This window comes from Herbiconiux ginsengi (assembly GCF_900107435.1).
In the GTDB taxonomy this organism is placed as follows: Bacteria; Actinomycetota; Actinomycetes; order Actinomycetales; family Microbacteriaceae; genus Herbiconiux; species Herbiconiux ginsengi.
This window is the reverse complement of record NZ_FNPZ01000006.1, coordinates 1-21,114: the sequence shown is the minus strand read 5'-3', so window position 1 is coordinate 21,114 and position 21,114 is coordinate 1. Positions and strand designations below refer to the sequence as shown.

Sequence of the window (21,114 nt, the reverse complement as noted above, 5' to 3'; positions counted from 1 at the left end):
TTCTCACGAGACTTCGATCGATGTGCACCTACGCGCACACCGATGACCAGCGGTCTTTGGCTCCGTACAGAATAGGCGGCCCGCGCATCCAATGCAAATCGGATGCGCGGGCCGCCTGAAGAGGGCTTCTTCGCTATTCGTCTCCGGCGATCCACCGCGCCATCCGGACGAGGTCGTCGTCGTCGGATTCGATGCCCGCGTCGGCGAAGCGCTGCCGGAGGAGGACGACGAGTTCGGGCTCGGAGGCATCCGGCGCGTCGGCTTTCACCTGCGCCATGATGCCCTCGGCCTTCTCGACGACGGTGGCGTCGTCGCTGCCTCCCATGACGGGTTCGCTCTGCCCGTCGTCGGGCACGGGAGGTCAGACCCTCCGGTTGCCCGAGATGGCTCGCACGATGAACACGATCACGGCGAAGACCAGCAGGATCAGGCCGATCCAGAGCAGGAAGTTGAGGGTGGAGACGAAGCCGCCCGTGAACAACAGGATCACGGCTATGACGGCGATGACGATCAGCAGGATGTTCATGGAGGGGTTCCATACCTTTCGGGACTCGGGCTTGTGGCCCTCAGCCAAAATGGCCTGCTCTTGACCGTACCCCGATCCCACCGGAAACGGACTCGGCGATGATTTCGGCTCGAGTTGAGTAGGAATTGCTCAGCGAGGGCCGGCGGCTGACGGCCGGACACTGGACGCGATGTCGTCCGCAGCCCCACCGAGAGCGCTCCAGCCGGTGCTGACGACGCTCGTCGGGATGTGGGCGCTGCTCCAGGCCTTCGGCAATCTCGCGGCCGCGAACGTCAACGCCGATGAGCCGGTGTACGTCACAGCGGGCTGGGCATACGTGCACGGGGACTTCAGCGCGAACGTCGAGCATCCGCCCACCGCGAAGCTCCTGATGGGGGTCGCGCAGGTGATTTTCGGACAGGGCGTGCTCTCGGCGCGAGTCGCTGCCGGGCTGTGCGCGATCGCCGGGGGCATCCTGCTGTACGTCTGGCTACGGCCGGAAGTCGGCTGGGTGGGCGCTCTCTGCGGTGCCGGGGCTTGGCTCCTGCTGCCGCACGGCGTCACGAGCGGCGTGCGGATCGACCGCTTCGGGCTGCTCAACCCCTTCATGGTGGTGTTCGCCATCGCGGCCTTCGCGGCCGGATGGCGCTGGTTCCGCCGGCGGTCGTGGGGGTGGCTCTGCGTCTCCGCGGTGTGCATGGGTCTGTCGATCACCTCGAAAGTGCCGTCGGCGGTCATGATCCCGGCGATCATCCTGTCGCCGCTGCTGGAACGGCCGACGCGCCCGGTGGCCGGCCGCCTGCGCACGGTGCTCGTGAGCGCACTCGTCTACTCGGCGATCGTCGCGGTGGTGGTTGTCGTCGTCTACCTGCCGGCTGGGCTCGCGCACTCGCTCGGGGAGATGATCCGGTTCCAGCTCGCGCACGACGAAGCGGGGCACCTCGTGGTGGTGGGCGGGGTCGCGACGACCCACCCACCCTGGTGGGCGAATCTGCTGTTCTCCGTCGAGGGCATGGGTCTCCCGGCCGCGACCGTGCTCGCGGTGGGTGCAGTGGCGGCGTTCTTCGGGGCCGACCGCGCGCTCCCGACACTTCTGGTGGGCGCGGTGCTCCTCGAGTGGATGTTCCAGTTCGCGGTGTCGTCGGTGGCGCTGCCGCACTACTACTACGACTGGGTCTGGCTGTTCTGCGTGCTGTTCGGGGTGGGAACCGCGGCCCTCCTCCGGATCGGATGCCGCGACGGACCGGCGGGAGGCGGCCACACCGTCGCGCGGGCGCTGGTCGCCGCATCCGTCGTCGTCGCCCTGGGATCCGCGGCATGGACGACGGTCGCGATCGCGAACGAACGCGCCCGTGACATGGCCCTCGTGCTGCCGACGCTCGACCGTCTCGGGGTGGGGTCGGGAGGCATCCTCGTGGCCGGGATGGCGGAGTGGGAGTACCAGCCCTACCTCGACGGGCGCGAGGTCACGACGCCCGGCACCCCCGGTGTCGTCGCGGTCGCCACGAAGGAGTCGCTGCGGTTCCCGATCGATCCGGCCGTACGCGCCCTGATCGACGCCCCCGCTTCCCGGTTCCGGCGTCTCGAGCTCGACGACGTCACGCTCTACGTCGACGAGCACGCGGCGATCAGCCCGGAGACGTCTCGACCGTCGGGGTCGCCTGGATCGGGATCGCCACGGTGAACACCGTCTCGCCTGGCTTGCTCCGCACACTGACGCTCCCGCCGTGCGCGTCCACCACGGCTTCGACGATGGCGAGACCCAGCCCGGTGCTGCCCGCGTGCCGCGAGCGCGAGGCGTCGCCGCGCACGAAGCGCTCGAACAGCGTCGGGAGCAGCTCGGGCGCGATGCCCGGGCCGTCGTCGGCCACCGTCACGAGGGCGACGGATGCCTCCTCCCGCGCGTCCTCGGTCACGCGCACCCGCACCGTGGTGCCGGCCGGCGTGTGCACGCGCGCGTTGGCGAGCAGGTTCGTGAACACCTGGTGCAGGCGATGCGCATCGCCCGCCACCAGCACCGGCTCCTCGGGCAGGTCGAGATCCCAGACGTGGTCGGGCCCGGCGACGTGGGCGTCGCTCACGGCGTCGACGAGCACGATCGAGAGGTCGACCTCCGTGAGGTCGAGCTCGGGCTTGGCGTCCAGGCGCGCGAGCAGCAGCAGGTCTTCGACCAACGTCGTCATCCGGGTCGCCTCGGACTCGATGCGGCCGAGCGAGTGTTCGACCTCGTCGGGCAGCTCCGGAGCGGTGCGGCGGGTGAGCTCGGCGTAGCCGCGGATCGAGGCCAGCGGCGTGCGGAGCTCGTGGCTCGCATCCGCCACGAACTGGCGCACCTTGTTCTCGCTGCGCTGGCGGGAGGTGAGGGCGCTCGCGACGTGTTCGAGCATCCGGTTGAAGGCGAGACCCACCCGGCCCACCTCCGATCGCGGGTCGGTGTCGGAGGACGGCACCCGCTCGGCGAGGGCGACATCGCCCCGGTCGAGCGGCAGTTCGGCCACGCGGGTGGCGGTGGCGGTGACCCGGTCGAGCGGGCGCAGGGCGAACCGGATGAGGAGCAGCCCGGCGACGCCGGCGAGCGCCATGGCCCCGGCGGTGACGAGCACGATCACGATCACGAGTTGCGACACTGTGCCGTTGACGTCGGCGAGCGGCAGTCCGGTCACCACGATGTCGCCGGCCGAGGTGACGGTGCGCCCCTCCACCCGGTAGGCGCCGAGGCCGTCGATCGTGACGCTGACCGGATCGGGCGACGCGACGGTGACGCCGTCGGCCGGCACGCCCACCGTCTGGGCCGAGCCCTGCACGTCGTCGAGGGCCGCGAGCTGCGCCGTGGTGAGCTGCTGCAGCTGCCCGGCGTCGTCGAGCACGTAGCCGTTCGTCGCCACGCCCGCCGAGACCACGGCGACCACGGTTCCGGATGCCTGCCCCAGTGAGATCCCCGGCTGCGGGCCGGTGGGCTGCGCCTGCGTGGTGAGCGAGAAGACCGTACGGTCGGAGGCCTCCTGCACCTGCGAGTCGAGCCGGTCGAGCAGGAAGCCGTTGAGGGCGATGGTGCTGACGACGCCGATCACGAGGCCCGCCAGGGCGATCAACCCCAGCACGCTCAGGATCAGCGTGCGGCGGATGGTCACAGCGCGGGCTTCAGCATGTAGCCCGCGCCGCGGACCGTGTGGATCATCGCGGGCCGTCCGGCATCCACCTTCTTGCGCAGGTAGGAGATATAGATCTCGACCACGCTCGATTTTCCGCCGAAGTCGTAGCTCCAGACCCGGTCGAGGATCTGCGCCTTGCTCAGCACACGGCGAGGGTTGCGCATGAGGTAGCGCAGCAGTTCGAACTCCGTGGCGGTGAGCTCGATCGGCTCGCCGTCGCGGAAGACCTCGTGGCTGTCTTCGTTGAGCTCGAGGTCGCCGACCGTCACGACCGGGTCGTCGGCGTCGGCCACGACCAGGGTGGAGCGACGGATGAGGCCGCGCAGGCGCGCGACCAGCTCTTCGAGGCTGAAGGGCTTCGTGACGTAGTCGTCGCCACCCGCGGTGAGGCCCGCGATCCGGTCGTCGAGGGCATCCTTCGCGGTGAGGAAGAGCACCGGAGTCTCGTGGCCGTCGGAGCGCACCCGGTTGAGCACCTGCAGGCCGTCGATGTCGGGCAGCATCACGTCGAGCACGATGACGTCGGGGCGGAACTCCCGGGCGATCGTGATGGCCTGGCGGCCCTCGCTCGCGGTCTTGACCTCCCAGCCCTCGTAACGCAGCGCCATCGACAGCAGATCGGTGAGGGTGTTCTCGTCGTCGACGACGAGCGCGCGCACCGGCGACCCGTCGGCGCGACGGAGCTTGGGCTGCTTGGCCGAGCTGGAAGAACTGCCGGAGATGAGAGATCGGTCGATGGTCACGGTTCCAGTATTGATAGTTCGCTATGAGAAAGCTATGAGGCGCCGTTGGGCGGCCTGTGAATCACGGCCGGTGCTACTGTCGTCGATAGTGACACGGGGTGCCCTTCGCGGGCTGAGATGAGACCCGTCGAACCTGATCTAGTTCGTACTAGCGAAGGGATGTCGCGAATGAGCATTCGCACGTCAGTCCACCCGTCCGACCTCCTCGCCACCCTGCGTGAGCGCGAACCTCTGGTGCAGTGCATCACGAATGCGGTGGTCACCGGATTCACCGCCAACGCGCTGCTCGCGATCGGGGCCTCGGCCGCCATGTGCGACATCCCGGGCGAGGCCGGTCCGTTCGCCCGGATCGCTTCCGGGCTGCTGGTGAACCTCGGCACGCCGACGGCCGAACAGCGTGACGCGGCCCGCGAGGCGGTCGCCGCCGCGCAGTCGGCGAACACGCCCTGGGTTCTCGACCCGGTAGCGGTCGGCGCGCTGCCCATCCGCACGGCGCTGGCGCACGAGCTGCTCGGGTTCCGGCCTGCCATCGTGCGCGGGAACGCGTCGGAGATCATCGCGCTCTCCGGCGCCGGGGCAGGAGGCCGGGGAGTCGACGCCGTCGACTCCGCCGACGATGCACTCGAGGCCGGCAGGGCGATCGCCCGCCGCACCGGCGGTGTGGTCGCGATCTCCGGGCCGATCGACATCGTCACCGACGGATTCGACCAGGTGCGCGTGACCAACGGCCACCCGCTGCTGACCAAGCTGACGGGCGGCGGATGCGCGCTCGGCGCCGTCATGGCCGCCTTCCTGGCGACCGAGTCGCCGCTCGACGCGGCCGTGGCGGCCTCGAGTGTCTACGGCATCGCAGCCGAGCACGCGGCTGCCTCGGCCGCCGGGCCAGGCAGCTTCGCGATGGGGCTGCTGGATGCGCTCGCCGCGGTGACACCGGCCGAGATCGCGACCGAAGCGCGGTTGTCGTGAGCGGAGTGGGCGTCGGGGGCAGCGGGCTCGGCGCCGAGGGCACGGCGTGGGCCGACGCATCCGCCCGGTCTCTCGGGATGCGGCTCGCGCTCGGGGTGTACCTCGTGACCGACACGGTGATGGCGGGCCGCCACGGCCTCGGCCTCGCCGCCGTGGTCGACGCTGCGGTCACCGGCGGCGCGACCACGGTGCAGCTGCGCGACCACGACGCGAGCGCCGCCGAGCTGCTCGCCATGGCGGTCGAGCTCGCCGCAGTGATCGACGGGCGCGCCCTGTTCCTCCTCGACGACCGCGTCGACATCGCCCTCACGGCCCGGCTGGCCGGTGCCCGCATCGACGGCGTGCACCTCGGCCAGAGCGACCTGCCGGTCGAGGCCGCGCGGGCTCTGCTGGGGCCGGATGCGGTCATCGGCCTCACCGCGAACACGCCCGCGCACCTCGCGGCGGCGCACTCGCTGCCCACGGGCACGGTCGACTACCTCGGGGTCGGCGTCATCAGGCCCACGGCGACGAAGCCCGATCATCCGGAGCCCCTCGGAATCGACGGATTCGCCGAGCTGGCCGCCGCCACCCCGCTGCCCTGTGTGGCGATCGGTGGCGTCGTCGAGGCCGATGTGCCGCCGCTGCGCTCCGCGGGCGCCGCGGGGGTCGCCGTGGTCTCGGCGATCTGCGCCTCGCCCGATCCGCAGGCTGCCGCCACGCGTCTCGCCGCACTCTGGACCGGGGACGCCCGATGACGCGTCACAGCTCAGCGGCGATCCCGCGCGTGCTCAGCATCGCCGGCACCGACCCCACCGGAGGCGCCGGCATCCAAGCCGACCTGAAGTCGATCGCTGCGCTCGGCGGCTACGGGATGGCCGTGGTGACCGCGCTGGTCGCGCAGAACACGCGAGGTGTCCGGTCGGTGCACGTGCCGCCGGCCGCGTTCCTGCGCGAACAGCTCGACGCGGTGAGCGACGACGTCGAGATCGACGCCGTGAAGATCGGGATGCTCGCGAACGCCGAGCTGGCGGGAGTCGTGTCGGAATGGCTGGCCGCCACCCGCCCACCGCTCGTCGTGCTCGATCCGGTGATCGTCGCCACCAGCGGCGACCGCCTTCTCAGGCCTGACGGCGAGGCGACCGTGCGCCGGCTCTGCGGCCAGGCGGATCTCGTCACACCCAACCTCGCCGAGCTCGGCGTGCTCGTCGGAGAGCCCACGGCATCCGAATGGGCCGGCGCGCTCGAGCAGGGCGCGCGGTTGGCACGCTCGTCGGGCGCCACGGTGCTCGTGAAGGGCGGCCACCTGGCCGGGCCGACAGCCCCGGATGCCCTGGTCTGGGTGCACGACGGCGCAGGGCACCGTCTCGAGGTCGCGGGCGAGCGCATCGCGACACGCAACACGCACGGCACCGGATGCTCCCTGTCGTCGGCGATGGCGACGCTCGGTGTGCTCGGCTCCGGCGGCCGGGCGGTCACCGGCGACGACGACGCGCCCGACGATCACCACGCGACCGCCGGCCAGGCGGCCACGCGCGATCGGGGTCTGGCGGGCGATCGGGTCGCGGCCGGCACCCGACGCGACGCCGGGGCCGACGGCTCACGGTGGCTGCCGGCTCTTCGCGACGCGAAAGCGTGGCTGTCCGACGCCCTGCGCGCGGCCGACGCGCTGCAGGTCGGCCGCGGCAACGGCCCGATCGACCATTCCCACGCCACCCGCCGCGCCCCGGCCGCCGAGCGCGCTCGGGTGGGCGCCTCGGGGCTGCCCGCAGACGCGCACGAAGCCGTAGCCGCCGACGCGTCCTGTCGCGACATGAGCGCGGCGCCCGACGCTGCGATCGCACTCGCCGATGCCCCGCTCAGCGCCGCACTGTGGCGCGAGACCGCGACGGCGCGCGCGGCGATCGACGAGCTCGCCTTCGTGCGCGGGCTCGGCGACGGCACTCTCGATCGCGGCGATTTCGAGGCCTATCTCGCGCAAGACGTGCTCTACCTCGGCGAGTACGCCCGGGTGCTCGCCCGCGCCAGTCAGCTCGCGCCGACGCCCGAGGAGCAGATCTTCTGGGCCACGAGTGCCGCCGCCTCGCTGGCCGAGGAGGCCCGGCTGCACCACGAACGCCTGCAGCACCGCCCGGCGGCCGCTCCGAGCGCCACCACCCTGGCCTACGTCAACCACCTGCACGCCGTCGCCGCCCATGGCGACTATGCCGAACTGGTCGCGGCGCTCCTCCCCTGTTTCTGGGTGTACACCGACCTCGGAACCCGCCTCGCCACCCGACGCCACCCCGCGCATCCGTTCGACGACTGGCTCGCGAGCTACGCCGACCCCGCCTTCGCCCTCGCCACCGAGCAGGCGATCGGTTTCGTGGATGCCGCGGCTCACGCATCCGCACCGGCTCGCGTCGAGGCGATGCGCACGGCGTTCCTGCGCTCGGTCGACCACGAGCACGCCTTCTTCGCACAGCCCTTTCCGTGACCGACGCGCTCGCCCATCGAGTCGCCGGATTCCGACGGAATCCGACCCGCCATTCCGTCAGAATCTGGCGACTCAGCGCACCCGGCGGCGCGGATGTCCGAGGCGCGGGAGAGAATGGAACCGTGACCGATCTCATGCTCTCCTTTCCCTGGGAGACCGACGACGAGGTCGCCCCGGAGCCGCCCCAACCCGAGCACCTCACGCGTGTCGTCGCGCAATCGACCGATCGCGTCGCCTGGCTGCGCGCCCGGAGCCGCGGAGTGACGGCCACGGATGTCGCACGGCTCTCCAGCGACCAGGCGATCGCGACGGTCGCCTGGGAGAAGCTCAACGGCACCGGCTTCAGCGGCAACGCCTTCACCGACCACGGGCGGGCTCGCGAACCCGAGATCGCGGATTGGGTGCGGCGGGAGTACGCCATCGATCCGAGCTTCGCGCTCTTCCACGCCTCGCGCGACCGGCGGCATCTCGCCACGCCCGACGGCATCCGGGTCGCGGGCGACGGCACGCTCGAACTCGCGGAGATCAAGACCACCTCGAAACCGTGGTCGCGCATTCCCCGCAGCTATCTCCGGCAGGTGTGGTGGCAGCAGTACGTGCTGGGCGCCGCACGCACCCTCGTGGTGTGGGAACAGCATCTCGACTTCGTGCCCGTCGGCGTCGAACCCCGCTGCCAGTGGGTCGATCGCGACGAGTCGCAGATCGAACTGCTCGTGCGCCGGGCCGACCGGATGCTCGCCTGGATGCGCGGAGAACGGCAGCCGGTGTGACCGTCCTGCTGCTGCACGGGCTCGGAGGCGACCGGGAGCAGGCGTTGTCCCTCTTCGCGCCGATCGTGCCACCCGGCACTCACCTGTTGGCGCCCGACACCCGTGGGCACGGCCTGCGCGACGAGAACGGTCCGCCGGCATCGTTCGCGCTCGACGCTCTGGCCGACGACATCGCCGCCCGCGTCACAGCGGCGCGCGATGCCGACGGCCGCTCGGCCGAGCCCGTCACCGTCATCGGCATCTCCATGGGGGCCGCGATCGCCCTGCGGCTGACGCTGCGGCACCTCATCCCGATCGATCGCGTCGTCTTCGTACGGCCGTCGTTCACCGATCAGCCGATCCCGCACAACCTGCGCGCCTTTCCGGTGATCGGCGAACTGCTGGCCGACCACGGTGCGGTGGAGGGCGAGAAGAGGTTCCTGCAGTCCGCGCTCTACGCCGACACCCACGCCGAGTCCCGCCTCGGAGCGGCCGGGTTGCTGCAGCAGTTCCGGAGCCCGCGCGCCGTCGAGCGGGCGACGCGGCTGATCGAGATCCCCCGATCGGCCGCCTTCGGGCCCCACGACGACCTCTCGTCGATCGACCTGCCCCTGGCGATCGCCTGGGCTCCGCTCGATCCCGTGCATCCGGTGTCGGTCGCGGAACTCTGGATGGACGAACTCAGTGGCGCCGCGAGCATCCCGGTGCCGGCGCGCGACGACGGCTATTCGGAGTATGTCGCGGCCATGCGCGCCGGCGTCGCGGCGTGGCTCGGCTGGGCCTGACGAGTGATCTCCGGCGCGTCTCGACGCACCGCGACCGCCAGGAAGGTGGCGAGCCCCACCAGCCAGAGCAGAGCGACCGTGGTCGCGACCAGTTCGAGCACGCCGCCCACCTGCGTACCGAACCGGAACACCGACAGCAGACCACCGATGCCCGCGATCACCGCCACCGCGATGGCCGAGATGAGCGAGAAGCGGGCCAGGGCACGGAAGGTGCGGTCGGTGGCGACCTGGAGCATCACGAACGCGGCGCCCGCGAACCCGAGCACGGCGCAGGAGGTGTGGATGAGGTCTTGCCAGGTGAACGCCGACCCCACCGGCAGCGGGCAGCCCACCGTGCAGGTGACCTGCGACGCCACTCCGAACGCGATCGCCGACCCCGCCAGAACGGCCGCGGGCGGAACCGCGGCCAGCCACCGCACTCGAGGGCGAAGCCGCGGTGCGCACACGGCCACGAGCATCGCCGACACCGCGACCAGCACGAGACTCCAGCGGAACACCTCGGCCGTCGGCTCCCCCGTTGCACCGAGTTCGCTCACGTAGACGAATCGGGCGGCAGCGATCCGGGCCACCCAGATCAGCGCGAGCCCGATCGCGCCCACGAGCGCCGCGACTCCGAGCAGCGCCGACCGTGCCACGGCGGAGAGACGGTTCGGCACCCGGCGGGCTGGACTCATGGATCGGGTCTCTCTCGTGCAGGCGCCGGTGCGGGCTCGTGTGATCTTCGGAGGTTACTGAATGTTAACGCCGCCGGCCCGAGTTTGCACCCCAGTGACCTGGCCGTAACACCTGTGAATTATTCAGCAATTAGCGTGGGGGATAGCCACAAGGCGACGCAGTGAAGCGGGTCCCCGAGCCCCATCGCGTATTCCAGGAGATCGACGGAAGGCACAGGGATGATCGAGCAGCGGAGTGGATCGTCGGCGACGACGAGCCCGACCCTCACCCACCCGGAGACGATGCGGGCAGCAGTGATGTCGGGGATCGGCGGCCCCGAGGTGCTCGGAATCGCCGAGGTGCCGAGCCCCGTTCGGGTGAACGCCGAGGTGCTGGTGAAGGTCGCGGCTGCGGGTGTCAACCCGCTCGACGCCAAGACCCGGGCAGGGCGCGGGGTGGCCGCCGCGATCTCGTCGTACCCGTGCATCCTCGGCTACGACTTCGCGGGCGTCGTGGTCGAGACGCCCTACGCGGCGCATCCACTGAACGTCGGCGACGAGGTGTTCGGCATGATGTCTGTTCCGCGCGGGGCCGGATCGTATGCCGAGTACGTCTCCGTGCCGACCTTGCAGGTCGCTCGCAAGCCGAAGTCGCTCTCGCTCACCGAGGCCGCTGCTGTTCCGCTCGCGGCCCTCACCGCCTGGGGCCTGGTGGTCGATCTGGCGAAGGCCCACGAGGGGCAGCGGATGCTCATCCACGCGGCCGCCGGAGGGGTGGGACACTTCGCGGTGCAGTTCGCCACGTATTTCGGGGCCCGGGTCGCGGCCACCGGATCGGCACGCAATCTGAACTGGCTGCGCGAGCTGGGAGCATCGACCGTGATCGACTATACCGCTGTCGCGTTCGAGCAGCAGCTCTCCGACCTCGACGTGGTCATCGATCTCGTCGGCAATGTGCACGCCGAGACGGGCAGTCGGTCGTTGTCGACCCTGCGCCCGGGCGGCCTCATCATCAACGGGCCGACCGGCAGCTGGCCCGGGTTCGAGGAGGAGGCCGCGGCCGCCGGGATGCGGGCGACGACCTACAAGGTCGCTCCGGATGCCTCCACCCTCGCCGTCATCGCTCGCCTGATCGATTCGGGAGACGTGCGGGTGCACGTCGACCGGAGCTACCCGCTGTCGGCGGCCGGCGAGGCGCACCGCGACATCGAAGGTGGCCACACCCGCGGCAAGCTCGTGCTGCAGATCGGTGCCATGCCCTTCTGAACCCGGTCTATTCCGACTCGGGTGCGGCGATCAGCAGGGGGTCAGTGCGTCGACACCCGGCCCGAGTGTGTTCGGGCCACCGAGGATGATGATCTCCCGCGGATTCAGCCGCGTCATGTCGACGAGCACCGAGCCGGGAATGCAATTGGGCTGCACGACATAGAGCGGAGCATCGGACTTCGCCGCAAGCGGCCCGCCGCTCAATGCGTCGGGGAAGGTCGTCCCACTCGCCAAATAGACCTTCGAGGCTGATGAGTAGAAGGTGCGATTCACGTTCGCACCGGCTTCATATCGATCGGCACCGTCAGAACGCGTCACCGTGAAGCGTCCGCCCAGCGAGTTCTGCAACGCAACGCTCAAGGAGTTGACGCCGCCGACGAGGTGGACATTGCTGGCGCCGAGGCCATTCAGCACGGCGCGATCTGCATCTTTCACCGCGCTCTGCGATCCATCCAGCAGGAGCACCGGCGACAGCCCAGTGTGGACGGCAGCGGGTGAAGCAGTAAGCGCGTCGGGAAAGGTGGCCCCGGTGACGGCGAACACCGTCGTGGCACGAATGGCGCCGAACGTGGGCTCGGCGAGCAAGTTGCGGGAGACCTCGTAGCGGTCCGCACCGCCGATCCGCACAGTGGTCGCACCGCTTATACGTTGCGACAGTTGCTCCATCGCTGCATCGGACACCGAAGCCGGTCCGCCGACCAGGACGATCGTCGTCGGCTTCAGCCGAAGCAGTTCGGCCACCACGTTCTCCGGCACCGCGTCAGGGGGAGTGAGCAAGAGCGGCGCCCCGTGGCGCCCGGCGACGGCCGCGGTGCTCAGCGCATCGGCGAACTTCTCGCCACTCGCGAGGTAGACGACATCCGACCGACCGTATCCGGACGAGATCTTGATCGCCTGGTCATAGCGATCGACGCCTTGGATGCGGGTAGGCGTGGGGAAGGCGTATCGCGCCTGCACACCGGGAACCGCCTGCGAGCTGGAAACCGCCTGCGCCGGCGACAGAGCGCCCCCTGCCAGCACCGCAGTGAGTACGACGAACACGCCGAGCGACACCGCACGCGGAAGGCTCGCGTTGCGGGTGAACAGACGACGGGAGGAGGTGGGAAACGACATGGCGACCGGCTTTCGGGTTTCGGTCTCCCTATCCTCGTCGCCATCACGCGCAGGGCGCTATGAGTAGTTTCTACTCAGGGAGTGACACCACACCGAGCGCCAGCTCATAAACGAAGTCGTCGTGCAGTTCGTCGCCGACGACGAAGTGCTTCACCCCGACCTTCCGGAAGCCGCTCTTCTCGTAGAACCGGATCGCACGCGCGTTCTGCTGGTTGACCCCCAGCCACACGCTCGCCGCCCCCGAACCCGCAGCGGTGTCGATCGATGCGGCCATGAGCGCCGAGGCGACGCCGTGGCCGTGGAAGTTCTCGCGCACGTAGCACTTGCTCAGCTCGACGGTCGGTCGCCCCGCGACGGCAGCCGCCACCATCGGGTCGATCGGCTCGCCGCCGACGAGCATCGTGTATCCGGCGATCTCGCCGTCGACGTCGGCGAGGATCACACTGCGCTCGGGATCGGCGAGATACCCGGCGAACCGGGTGTCGGAAAGGTGCTCGGCGATGAACGCGGCGATCGCCTCCGGTGCGGTGCCGGGAGGACACGCCATCTCGAACGTCTCCGCGGCCACCGCGGACACGATCCCGGCGTCTTCGACGCGCGCTCTGCGAACCCTGGTGACCATTCCTCCACGCTACCGGCGCACATCGATGATGCCGGGAGGGCCCGCCGGGCCCCCGTCTCCACGACACTTGACGATGTCGCCGCCGCCGTCGACGTCCACCACACGCAGAAAGGGCCCGCCGTGAGGCGAGCCCTTTCCGAGGTGGTGCTGGTGCGAACTAGATCGCGTTGACGTCGAGCGGGATGCCCGGGCCGAAGGTCGTCGAGACGGCGCCCTTCTGGATGTAGCGGCCCTTCGAGGAGCTCGGCTTCAGGCGGAGCACCTCTTCGAGGGCAGCCTTGATGTTCTCATCGAGCTGCTCGGGGGTGAACGCGGCCTTGCCCACGACGAAGTGCACGTTGGCGTGCTTGTCGACGCGGAACTCGATCTTTCCACCCTTGATGTCGGAGACGGCCTTCGCGACGTCGGGCGTCACGGTGCCGGTCTTCGGGTTGGGCATGAGGCCACGCGGGCCGAGCACCTTTCCGAGACGACCGACCTTGCCCATGAGCTCGGGGGTCGAGACGGCGGAGTCGAACGAGGTGTAGCCGCCGGCCACCTTCTCGATCAGGTCGTCGCCACCGACCTCGTCGGCGCCGGCAGCGATCGCTGCCTCGGCCGCGGGGCCCGTCGCGAACACGATCACACGAGCGGTCTTGCCCGTGCCGTGGGGCAGGATGACGGTTCCACGAACCATCTGGTCGGCCTTGCGCGGGTCGACCCCGAGCTTGAGCGCGACCTCGACGGTGCTGTCGAACTTGGCCGAGCCGGTCTCACGCGCGAGCGTGACGGCTTCGGACGGGGTGTAGTACTTGCCGGCTTCGATCTTCTCGGCCGCGGCCCGGTAGGCCTTTGACTTCTGTGCCATTTCCAGCCTCCTCCTTATGCCTCGACCGTGATGCCCATGGAACGGGCGGTGCCGGCGATGATCTTCTCTGCAGCCTCGATGTCGTTGGCGTTCAGGTCGACCTGCTTCTGCTCGGCGATCTGACGCACCTGCTCACGGGTGAGCTTCGCGACCTTGACGGTGTGCGGAGTGGAGGAGCCCTTGGCGACGCCGGCGGCCTTCTTGATGAGCTCCGCAGCGGGCGGGGTCTTCAGGATGAAGGTGAACGAGCGGTCTTCGTAGACCGTGATCTCGACCGGGATGACATTGCCGCGCTGCGACTCGGTCGCGGCGTTGTACGCCTTGCAGAACTCCATGATGTTGACGCCGTGCTGACCCAGCGCCGGCCCGATGGGCGGTGCGGGGTTGGCGGCGCCGGCCTGGATCTGAAGCTTGATCAGACCTGTGACCTTCTTCTTCGGTGCCATTTCTTCTCTTCTCTGTCGAGCCGCACGAAGGCGGCGCTCCCACCACAGGGCTTCTCCCTGCAGTGGTGGTGATCGGATGCCCGTGAAGGCAACCGAAACATTTTAGCCGAAAACGGCTACAGCTTGGTCACTTGGTCGAACGAGAGCTCAACGGGAGTCTCACGCTCGAAGAGCGAGACGAGAACCGTGAGCTTGCCGCTCTCGGGCTTGATCTCGCTGATCGATCCGGGCAGACCCGCGAACGAGCCCTCCTTGATCGTGATGGTCTCGCCGATCTCGAAGTCGACCTCGGCGGGGATGGTGCGCGAGACGGCCTTGCCGCCCTTGCCGCCGGCGGACTTCGCGGTCGGCACCTCCTTGACCTCGACGAGGCTCTTCAACATGTTGAAGGCCTCCTCGAAGCGCAGCGGCGTCGGATTGTGCGAGTTGCCCACGAAGCCGGTGACGCCGGGCGTGTGCCGCACGACCGACCAGCTGTCCTCGTTGAGGAACATGCGCACGAGCACGTAGCCCGGGATGCGCACGCGGGTCACGAGCTTGCGCTGGCCGTTCTTGATCTCGACCACGTCTTCCATCGGAACCTCGACCTGGAAGACGAAGTCCTCCATGCCCATCGAGGTCTTGCGGCTCTCGATGTTCGACTTCACGCGCTTCTCGAAGCCGGCGTAGGAGTGGATGACGTACCACTTGCCGGGGAGCGACCGCAGCTCGGCGCGGAACGCGTCGTAGGGGTCGGCCTCGGGAGCCTCTTCGTCGTCGGCCGACTCGGCGTCGGCAGCCGCGGCATCCGCATCCACGTCGGCAGCGGTCTCGTCGACCGGCTGATCGGCGACTTCGGCATCGGGGTCTTCGAGAACGTCGAGCACCGCGGCGGCCTCGTCGAAGTCGTCGATGTTCAGTGCATCGTCGACGACCGCGTCGGCCTCGGGGTCGGCTGCCTCGTCGATCGCCTCCAGGAGGGCGTCGAGGTCAGCCGGGACACCGGCTTCTTCGGGCTTTGCGTCAGACACTAAATTCGTTCCACTTCTTAGCTTGGTAGGGCCGCTGTTGAATGCGGGGAGATCAGGAAGGCGTTCCGAACACCACGATCGCGAGCCAGCCGAACAGGGTGTCGAGCCCCACGACGATCGCCATCATGATGACGACGAACACGAGCACCACCAGCGTGTAGCTGATCAACTCACGCCGGGTGGGGGTGACGACCTTCTTGAGCTCGGTGATGACCTGCCTGATGAACAGGACGATACGGGCGAACGGGTTGCGCCGTGCCGCCCGCTCCTTCTTGGCGTTCTCGACGACGTCCTCGGAAGGTTCGTCGATTACTTTTCGTGCCACCGTGTCAGTACCTTTCACAAACAGGAGCAGGGCGGACAGGACTCGAACCTGCAACCTGCGGTTTTGGAGACCGCTGCTCTACCAATTGAGCCACCGCCCTAAGCATTGAAAACAGCACAGCTTCGCTACACTCACTCTGAGGATTCAGCGCCAGAAAATAGGCATAGAAAAGCTTGGCAGATTTCAACCACCGACACACAGTGTAAGTCACTTCCGGTGGGACCGCAAAGGCAGCGAAATGGGGAACAAGATGACGACAGGCGCGTTCCGGATCGGATTCATCGCCACCCTGGGCGGCTTGGTCGCGTTCGCGCTGGGCTTCGCTTTCGTGCAGTTGTCGACCGTGGTCATCTGCATCATGGCGTCCCTGTTCCTCGCGCTCGGGCTCGACCCCCTGGTGCGCTGGCTCACACGGCGTCACATCCCGCGCGGATGGTCGATCGTGATCGTGTTCGTTCTCGTGATCGCCTTCGCCGTCGCGGTGTTCTTCCTCGTGATCCCGGCCGTGGTCGACCAGACCACCGAGCTGATCTCCAGCCTGCCCGACACGGTCAAAGCCGCCACCCAGTCGACCTGGTTCACCGACATCTTCGGCAGCTCGGTCGACACGCAGAAGCTCGTCCAAGACCTCGACAACTACCTCACCGATCCCGGCAATCTCGCCGCCTTGGGCGGCGGGGTGCTGAAAGTCGGTCTCGCGCTCATCAACGGCATCTCGGCCGGCATCCTGGTGCTCGTGCTCACCCTGTTCTTCCTCGGTTCGCTCGAGGCGGTGAAGAACAGCTTCTACGTGCTGGTGCCGATGTCCAAGCGCGAAGGCGTCGTCGCCATCTCCGAACAGATCGTGCGGTCGATCGGCAAGTACGTGAGCGGGCAGGTGATCCTCGCCGCCACCAACGGCGTCTTCGGATTCATCGCGATGATGATCATCGGCGTGCCCTACGCGGGAGCACTCGCCGTGGTCGCGTTCCTGCTCGCGCTCATCCCGCTGGTCGGCACCGTGATCAGCGCGATCCTCATCACCCTCTTCGCGCTCACCGTGTCTCCCGTGACCGCCATCGCCATCGGCATCTACTTCCTCGTGTACATGCAGGTCGAGGCATACGTGTTCAGCCCGCGCATCATGAACAAGGCGGTGGACGTGCCGGGCATCCTGGTGGTGATCGGAGCACTGGTGGGCGGAACGCTGCTCGGCGTGCTCGGCGCCCTGATCGCGGTGCCCGTCGTGGCGTCGATGCTCATCATCATCAAGCAGGTCGTGGTGCCCCGCCAGGCGCTGTCGTGAACGACGTCATCAGCGCCCCGACGATCGTCACCAGCGCCATCGCGTTGCTGACGATCGCGAACCCCATCGGCAGCCTGCCGATCTTCCTCAACCTCACGAAGGACTTCGACCGCGCCCGGCAACGGCGGATCGGCTTCCTGGTGGGCATCGCGGTGTTCGCGGTGCTGACCGTGTCGCTGCTGGCCGGCAAATTCATCCTCGAGGCCTTCGGTATCGATCTCACCTCCTTCCGCATCGCCGGGAACCTGCTCGTCGCGTCCATCGGCTGGGCCATGCTCACGGCCAAGGAGAACGTGGTGACGGTGTCGGATTCGCAGTCGCCGGTGGTCGTACCGCTCGCGATCCCGCTGATCGCCGGGCCCGGCGCGATCAGCCTGGTGATCACCTTCGCCGATGACTACCCGAGTCCGATCGACCTGCTCGCGGGTGTGGGCATCAACCTCCTCGTCGCAGCCGTGATCACCGTCGCGCTCTTCTTCGCCCCGGAGGTCGCCCGCGTGGTGAAGCCGACCGGGATGAGTATCGTGACCCGTATCTTCGGGCTGCTCCTGCTCTCGATCGCCATCCAGTCCATCATCAGCGCCCTCACCGAGGCTTTCCCGGTTCTCACTAAGTAGGCTGTAACGCGTGACGGACCATCCACGCATCTCGCACAGAATCGCATCCATCGCCGAGTCGGCGACCCTCAAGGTCGACGCGAAGGCCAAGGCCCTCCAGGCCGCCGGCCGGCCCGTCGTGAGCTACGCCGCGGGGGAGCCCGACTTCCCGACGCCCGAGCACATCGTGGAGGCGGCCGCGGCCGCGGTGCACGATCCGAAGAACTATCGGTACACGCCCGCCGCCGGTCTCCCCGAACTGCGCGAGGCCATCGCCGCGAAGACCCTCCGCGACAGCGGCCTGGAGGTCTCGCCGGCCCAGGTGATCGTGACCAACGGCGGCAAGCAGGCCGTCTACGAAGCCTTCGCGACGCTGCTCGACCCGGGCGACGAGGTGCTCGTGCCCACACCGTTCTGGACGACCTATCCCGAAGCCATCGCCCTCGCCGGCGGCGTTCCGGTGCAGGTCTTCGCCGGCAGCGACCAGGACTACCTGGTGACCGTCGAGCAGCTCGAGGCCGCCCGCACGGAGCGGACCAAGGTGCTGCTGTTCGTCTCGCCTTCGAACCCCACCGGCGCCGTCTACTCCCCCGAGCAGACCAAGGCGATCGGCGAGTGGGCCGAGGAGCACGGCCTCTGGGTGGTCAGCGACGAGATCTACCAGAACCTGGTCTACGACGGCCTCACTGCCGTGTCGATCGTCGACGCGGTGCCGGCCCTCGCCGACCGCACCCTGCTGGTGAACGGCGTTGCGAAGACCTACGCGATGACCGGATGGCGGGTGGGCTGGATGGTCGGCCCGCTCGACGCCATCAAGGCCGCCTCGAACCTGCAATCGCACATGACCTCGAACGTCGCGAACGTCTCGCAGCGTGCGGCGATCGCGGCGCTGACCGGGCCGCAGGACACGGTCGACGTGATGCGCGCCACCTACGATCGGCGTCGCAAGCTGATCGTCGAGGGACTCAACCGGATCGACGGCGTGCACACCCCTCTGCCCGAGGGCGCCTTCTACGTGTACCCGGATGTCACGGGGCTGCTCGGCCGCACCTGGGGCGGGGTGACCCCGACGAGCTCGCTCGAACTCGCCGACCTCATCCTCGACCAGGTGGAGGTGGCCACGGTTCCCGGGGAGGCCTTCGGTCCGAGCGGATTCCTGCGCCTGTCGTACGCGCTGGGCGACGACGCGCTGGCCGAAGGCGTGGCCCGCCTGCAGAAGCTCTTCGCGTAGCCGTCGTCGGGGCGCGCGCCGCGCATCCACCGATCGGGGGATGCGGGAATCCGGCCGCCGACGGCTGGTGCCCGCGCGCCTGAGTGGCGAGCATGGGAGCATGACTTCTTCGCATCGCGGCTCCGGACCGGCGGTCACCGTCGACGGACTCCGCAAGAGCTACGGCAGCTTCACCGCCGTCGACGGCATCGGCTTCGAGATCGCCCGCGGTGAGACCTTCGCGCTGCTCGGCCCGAACGGCGCCGGCAAGAGCACCACCGTCGAGATCCTCGAGGGCTACCGCGAGCGCAGCGGTGGCGAGGTGAGCGTGCTGGGCGCCGACCCGCGGCACGCCACTCTGGAGTGGAAGGCCCGCATCGGCATCGTGCTGCAGCAGACCGGCGAGAGCGGCAACGTCACCGTGCGCGAGCAGCTCACCCACTTCGCGGGCCTCTACCCGCATCCGCGCGACGTCGACGAGGTGATCGCCGCCGTGGGGCTCGAGCAGAAGGACAAGACGCGCATCAAGTCACTCTCCGGTGGTCAGCGCCGGCGAGTGGATGTCGCGCTCGGTGTGATCGGCCGGCCCGAGCTGCTCTTTCTCGACGAGCCGACCACGGGCTTCGATCCGGAGGCCCGGCGGCAGTTCTGGGAACTGATCCGCACGCTCTCGCGCGAGGGCACCACGATCGTGCTCACCACCCACTACCTCGACGAGGCCGCCCAGCTCAGCGATCGCGCAGCCGTGATCGCGGGCGGCCGGCTGATCGACATCGGGCCGGTGCACGAACTCGGCTCGGCGGAGGCGCGCGTGCCGCTGGTGCGCTGGCGCGAGACCGAGTCAAGCGCGGTGCGCGAGCAGCGCACCCTCGAACCGGCACGCTTCGTCGCGGGTCTCGTGGCCGAGCACGGCGAACCGGCCGAGCTCGAAGTCATCCGCCCGTCGCTCGAAGACATCTATCTCGAGCTCGTGGGCGCGGCAGAAGCGGAGGCGGCAGCATGAGCACCACGATCCTCACTCCGGGCCCTCTCACCGGCACCACGCGCGAATCGCATTTCGGCCCCCTGCGCGCCCTGCGGCTCGGCGTGCGCCGTATCGGCTACGAGACGAAGCTCTACTTCCGCGCCGGCGACACCGTGTTCTTCACGTTCCTCTTTCCTGTGGTGCTGCTCGGCATCTTCTCGGTCGCGTTCGGCGGCCTCGGCAACGTGGGCGCGAATCCCGACGGCTCGGGTGGCATCAGCCAGGCCGCCTACTACCTGCCCGGCATGATCGCCGCGGGAATCCTGCTGAGCGGCGTGCAGAACCTGGGCGTCGACATCGCCATGGAACGCGGCGACGGCACCCTCAAACGCCTGGCCGGCACTCCCCTGCCCGTCATCTCCTACTTCATCGGCAAGATGGGGCAGGTGCTCGTCACCTCGCTGGCGCAGGTGATCCTCCTCCTACTGCTCGCCCGGGTGGCGTTCGGGGTGGCGCTGCCGACCGAACCCGCGAAGTGGCTCACCTTCGTCTGGGTGTACCTCCTCGGCATCGTCACGGCAGCCGTGCTCGGCATCGCGATCTCGCGGCTGCCCCGCTCGGGCAAGAGCGCCTCGGCGGTCATCATCCCGCCGCTCCTGGTGCTGCAGTTCATCTCCGGCGTCTACCTCAGCTTCGCGCTGCTGCCGGAGTGGCTGCAGAACATCGCGAGCATCTTCCCGCTGAAGTGGATCGCCCAGGGCATGCGGGCGGCGCTGCTCCCCGATTCCTTCGCCTCGGCCGAGGCGGGCGGCAGCTGGAACCTCCCGGGCGTGGCCATCGCGCTCGGCATCTGGCTGGTGGTGGGGCTCGTGGTCTGCCGGGTGACGTTCCGCTGGATCCGCAAGGACAGCTGACCGGCGGATGCGCCGCCCGTCGAACCCGCACGCCGCGTATGAATAGGGTTGGCCCATGAACCGCAACCGCTGGTGGCACGTGTCGGTCGCGGGCGCGCTCCTCGTGGTGGGCGTGCTCGCGGCGAGCACCCCCGTGCCTCCGGCCTGGACGACGCCGGCCGCGCTCGCCCTGCTCGCCGCCTTCGGGGTGTTCTATGCACTGGTCGGGCGCCGCGCGCTCCACGATTCGCGCTGGGCGACACCGACGATCGTCGCGGTGATCGTGACCGTGTCGGTCGGCACCGGGCTCTCCCCCAACGTGGCGACGCTGCAGTGCATCGCCTTTCCGATGATCTGGGCGCTCTGCCCCGGCGGATCGCTGCGGCGCCCGATCCTCACCTGCGTGGTGATGGCTGCGGGAGTCTCCGCGGGGTTCTGGGTCAGCCTCGGTGGCGGACTCGACGCGCTCGTTCAGGGCGTCGTGATCGAAGCGGTCTCGGTGGCGCTCGGCATCGGGATCGGCGTGTGG

24 protein-coding genes, 1 tRNA gene and 1 riboswitch are annotated in these 21,114 nt (G+C 69.0%); of the genes, 13 read left to right on the top strand and 12 right to left on the bottom strand.

Annotated elements, in window-relative coordinates; all coding sequences use genetic code 11:
• Positions 1 to 133: 133 nt before the first annotated feature.
• Together BLW00_RS20160 and BLW00_RS23130 are read right to left on the bottom strand one after the other, a co-directional pair.
• A complete protein-coding gene (locus BLW00_RS20160) occupies positions 134 to 355 on the bottom strand; it encodes a hypothetical protein (RefSeq protein WP_092557635.1) in 222 nt (73 codons plus the stop codon).
• A gap of 6 nt (positions 356 to 361) precedes the next feature.
• Positions 362 to 526 carry a DUF2207 domain-containing protein gene (locus BLW00_RS23130; RefSeq protein WP_139256824.1) on the bottom strand — a complete coding sequence of 55 codons (165 nt, stop codon included), beginning with the start codon at positions 524 to 526 and terminating at the stop codon, positions 362 to 364.
• Between the two features lie 169 nt (positions 527 to 695).
• On the opposite strand from BLW00_RS23130, the gene BLW00_RS20155 reads away from it, so the two are divergent.
• Positions 696 to 2,189 (top strand): ArnT family glycosyltransferase, encoded by a 1,494-nt coding sequence (locus BLW00_RS20155; RefSeq protein ID WP_092557633.1) that lies wholly within the window; start codon positions 696 to 698, stop codon positions 2,187 to 2,189.
• On the opposite strand, the gene BLW00_RS20150 is transcribed toward BLW00_RS20155, so the two are convergent.
• Entirely contained in the window at positions 2,134 to 3,636 is a 1,503-nt protein-coding gene (locus BLW00_RS20150; RefSeq protein WP_092557631.1) for a sensor histidine kinase, read from the bottom strand. The genes BLW00_RS20155 and BLW00_RS20150 overlap by 56 nt on opposite strands.
• A complete protein-coding gene (locus BLW00_RS20145) occupies positions 3,633 to 4,400 on the bottom strand; it encodes a response regulator transcription factor (RefSeq protein WP_281242437.1) in 768 nt (255 codons plus the stop codon). The genes BLW00_RS20150 and BLW00_RS20145 overlap by 4 nt, the downstream gene beginning before the upstream one ends.
• A gap of 84 nt (positions 4,401 to 4,484) precedes the next feature.
• Positions 4,485 to 4,577, top strand: a riboswitch (TPP riboswitch).
• On the opposite strand from BLW00_RS20145, the gene thiM reads away from it, so the two are divergent.
• The 5 genes from thiM to BLW00_RS20120 all read left to right on the top strand — a co-directional run bounded on the left by thiM (position 4,560) and on the right by BLW00_RS20120 (position 9,355).
• Positions 4,560 to 5,366: a hydroxyethylthiazole kinase gene (gene thiM, locus BLW00_RS20140; RefSeq protein ID WP_217634450.1), complete on the top strand. Its 807-nt coding sequence runs from the start codon at positions 4,560 to 4,562 to the stop codon at positions 5,364 to 5,366. (Overlaps the previous riboswitch by 18 nt.)
• A complete protein-coding gene (thiE, locus tag BLW00_RS20135) occupies positions 5,363 to 6,103 on the top strand; it encodes a thiamine phosphate synthase (RefSeq protein ID WP_245741707.1) in 741 nt (246 codons plus the stop codon). The genes thiM and thiE overlap by 4 nt, the downstream gene beginning before the upstream one ends.
• A complete protein-coding gene (locus BLW00_RS20130) occupies positions 6,100 to 7,821 on the top strand; it encodes a bifunctional hydroxymethylpyrimidine kinase/phosphomethylpyrimidine kinase (RefSeq protein WP_092557627.1) in 1,722 nt (573 codons plus the stop codon). The genes thiE and BLW00_RS20130 overlap by 4 nt, the downstream gene beginning before the upstream one ends.
• A gap of 134 nt (positions 7,822 to 7,955) precedes the next feature.
• Complete coding sequence (locus BLW00_RS20125; protein ID WP_092557779.1) at positions 7,956 to 8,591, top strand: YqaJ viral recombinase family protein; 636 nt, start codon at positions 7,956 to 7,958, stop codon at positions 8,589 to 8,591.
• The gene (locus BLW00_RS20120; RefSeq protein ID WP_175494467.1) at positions 8,588 to 9,355 is read left to right on the top strand and encodes an alpha/beta fold hydrolase; all 768 of its coding nucleotides are present in this window, start codon (positions 8,588 to 8,590) and stop codon (positions 9,353 to 9,355) included. Before BLW00_RS20125 ends, BLW00_RS20120 begins: the two co-directional genes overlap by 4 nt.
• On the opposite strand, the gene BLW00_RS20115 is transcribed toward BLW00_RS20120, so the two are convergent.
• Positions 9,295 to 10,029: a DUF998 domain-containing protein gene (locus BLW00_RS20115; protein ID WP_092557623.1), complete on the bottom strand. Its 735-nt coding sequence runs from the start codon at positions 10,027 to 10,029 to the stop codon at positions 9,295 to 9,297. The genes BLW00_RS20120 and BLW00_RS20115 overlap by 61 nt on opposite strands.
• 219 nt (positions 10,030 to 10,248) lie before the next feature.
• Here BLW00_RS20115 and BLW00_RS20110 point away from each other — a divergent pair, with 219 nt between their 5' ends.
• Positions 10,249 to 11,274: an NADP-dependent oxidoreductase gene (locus tag BLW00_RS20110; RefSeq protein ID WP_407650984.1), complete on the top strand. Its 1,026-nt coding sequence runs from the start codon at positions 10,249 to 10,251 to the stop codon at positions 11,272 to 11,274.
• Positions 11,275 to 11,304: 30 nt separating this feature from the next.
• Here BLW00_RS20110 and BLW00_RS20105 read toward each other — a convergent pair whose 3' ends face one another.
• The 7 genes from BLW00_RS20105 to BLW00_RS20075 all read right to left on the bottom strand — a co-directional run bounded on the left by BLW00_RS20105 (position 11,305) and on the right by BLW00_RS20075 (position 15,737).
• Positions 11,305 to 12,387, bottom strand: coding sequence for a cell wall-binding repeat-containing protein (locus tag BLW00_RS20105; protein ID WP_092557621.1), 1,083 nt, complete (start codon positions 12,385 to 12,387; stop codon positions 11,305 to 11,307).
• A gap of 70 nt (positions 12,388 to 12,457) precedes the next feature.
• Positions 12,458 to 13,009: a GNAT family N-acetyltransferase gene (locus BLW00_RS20100; RefSeq protein ID WP_092557619.1), complete on the bottom strand. Its 552-nt coding sequence runs from the start codon at positions 13,007 to 13,009 to the stop codon at positions 12,458 to 12,460.
• Positions 13,010 to 13,166: 157 nt separating this feature from the next.
• Entirely contained in the window at positions 13,167 to 13,856 is a 690-nt protein-coding gene (gene rplA / locus BLW00_RS20095) for a 50S ribosomal protein L1 (protein WP_092557617.1), read from the bottom strand.
• A 14-nt stretch (positions 13,857 to 13,870) separates the two neighbouring features.
• Positions 13,871 to 14,302 (bottom strand): 50S ribosomal protein L11, encoded by a 432-nt coding sequence (gene rplK / locus BLW00_RS20090; RefSeq protein ID WP_022896506.1) that lies wholly within the window; start codon positions 14,300 to 14,302, stop codon positions 13,871 to 13,873.
• A 116-nt stretch (positions 14,303 to 14,418) separates the two neighbouring features.
• The gene (gene nusG / locus BLW00_RS20085; protein WP_092557615.1) at positions 14,419 to 15,312 is read right to left on the bottom strand and encodes a transcription termination/antitermination protein NusG; all 894 of its coding nucleotides are present in this window, start codon (positions 15,310 to 15,312) and stop codon (positions 14,419 to 14,421) included.
• Between the two features lie 52 nt (positions 15,313 to 15,364).
• Positions 15,365 to 15,637, bottom strand: a complete 273-nt coding sequence (secE, locus tag BLW00_RS20080) for a preprotein translocase subunit SecE (protein WP_022896508.1) — start codon at positions 15,635 to 15,637, stop codon at positions 15,365 to 15,367.
• A gap of 27 nt (positions 15,638 to 15,664) precedes the next feature.
• Positions 15,665 to 15,737: transfer RNA gene (locus BLW00_RS20075), tRNA-Trp, on the bottom strand.
• Between the two features lie 138 nt (positions 15,738 to 15,875).
• Here BLW00_RS20075 and BLW00_RS20070 point away from each other — a divergent pair.
• The 6 genes from BLW00_RS20070 to BLW00_RS20045 form a co-directional block, all read left to right on the top strand.
• Positions 15,876 to 16,922, top strand: a complete 1,047-nt coding sequence (locus BLW00_RS20070) for an AI-2E family transporter (RefSeq protein WP_092557613.1) — start codon at positions 15,876 to 15,878, stop codon at positions 16,920 to 16,922.
• A complete protein-coding gene (locus tag BLW00_RS20065; protein ID WP_092557611.1) occupies positions 16,919 to 17,539 on the top strand; it encodes a MarC family protein in 621 nt (206 codons plus the stop codon). Before BLW00_RS20070 ends, BLW00_RS20065 begins: the two co-directional genes overlap by 4 nt.
• 10 nt (positions 17,540 to 17,549) lie before the next feature.
• Positions 17,550 to 18,749, top strand: a complete 1,200-nt coding sequence (locus BLW00_RS20060) for a pyridoxal phosphate-dependent aminotransferase (RefSeq protein WP_092557609.1) — start codon at positions 17,550 to 17,552, stop codon at positions 18,747 to 18,749.
• Positions 18,750 to 18,849: 100 nt separating this feature from the next.
• Positions 18,850 to 19,731, top strand: coding sequence for an ABC transporter ATP-binding protein (locus BLW00_RS20055; protein ID WP_092557607.1), 882 nt, complete (start codon positions 18,850 to 18,852; stop codon positions 19,729 to 19,731).
• Positions 19,728 to 20,606, top strand: coding sequence for an ABC transporter permease (locus BLW00_RS20050; RefSeq protein ID WP_139256823.1), 879 nt, complete (start codon positions 19,728 to 19,730; stop codon positions 20,604 to 20,606). The genes BLW00_RS20055 and BLW00_RS20050 overlap by 4 nt, the downstream gene beginning before the upstream one ends.
• Before the next feature lie 55 nt (positions 20,607 to 20,661).
• The coding region (locus BLW00_RS20045) for a hypothetical protein (protein ID WP_217634449.1) at positions 20,662 to 21,114 on the top strand (453 nt) is incomplete at its 3' end.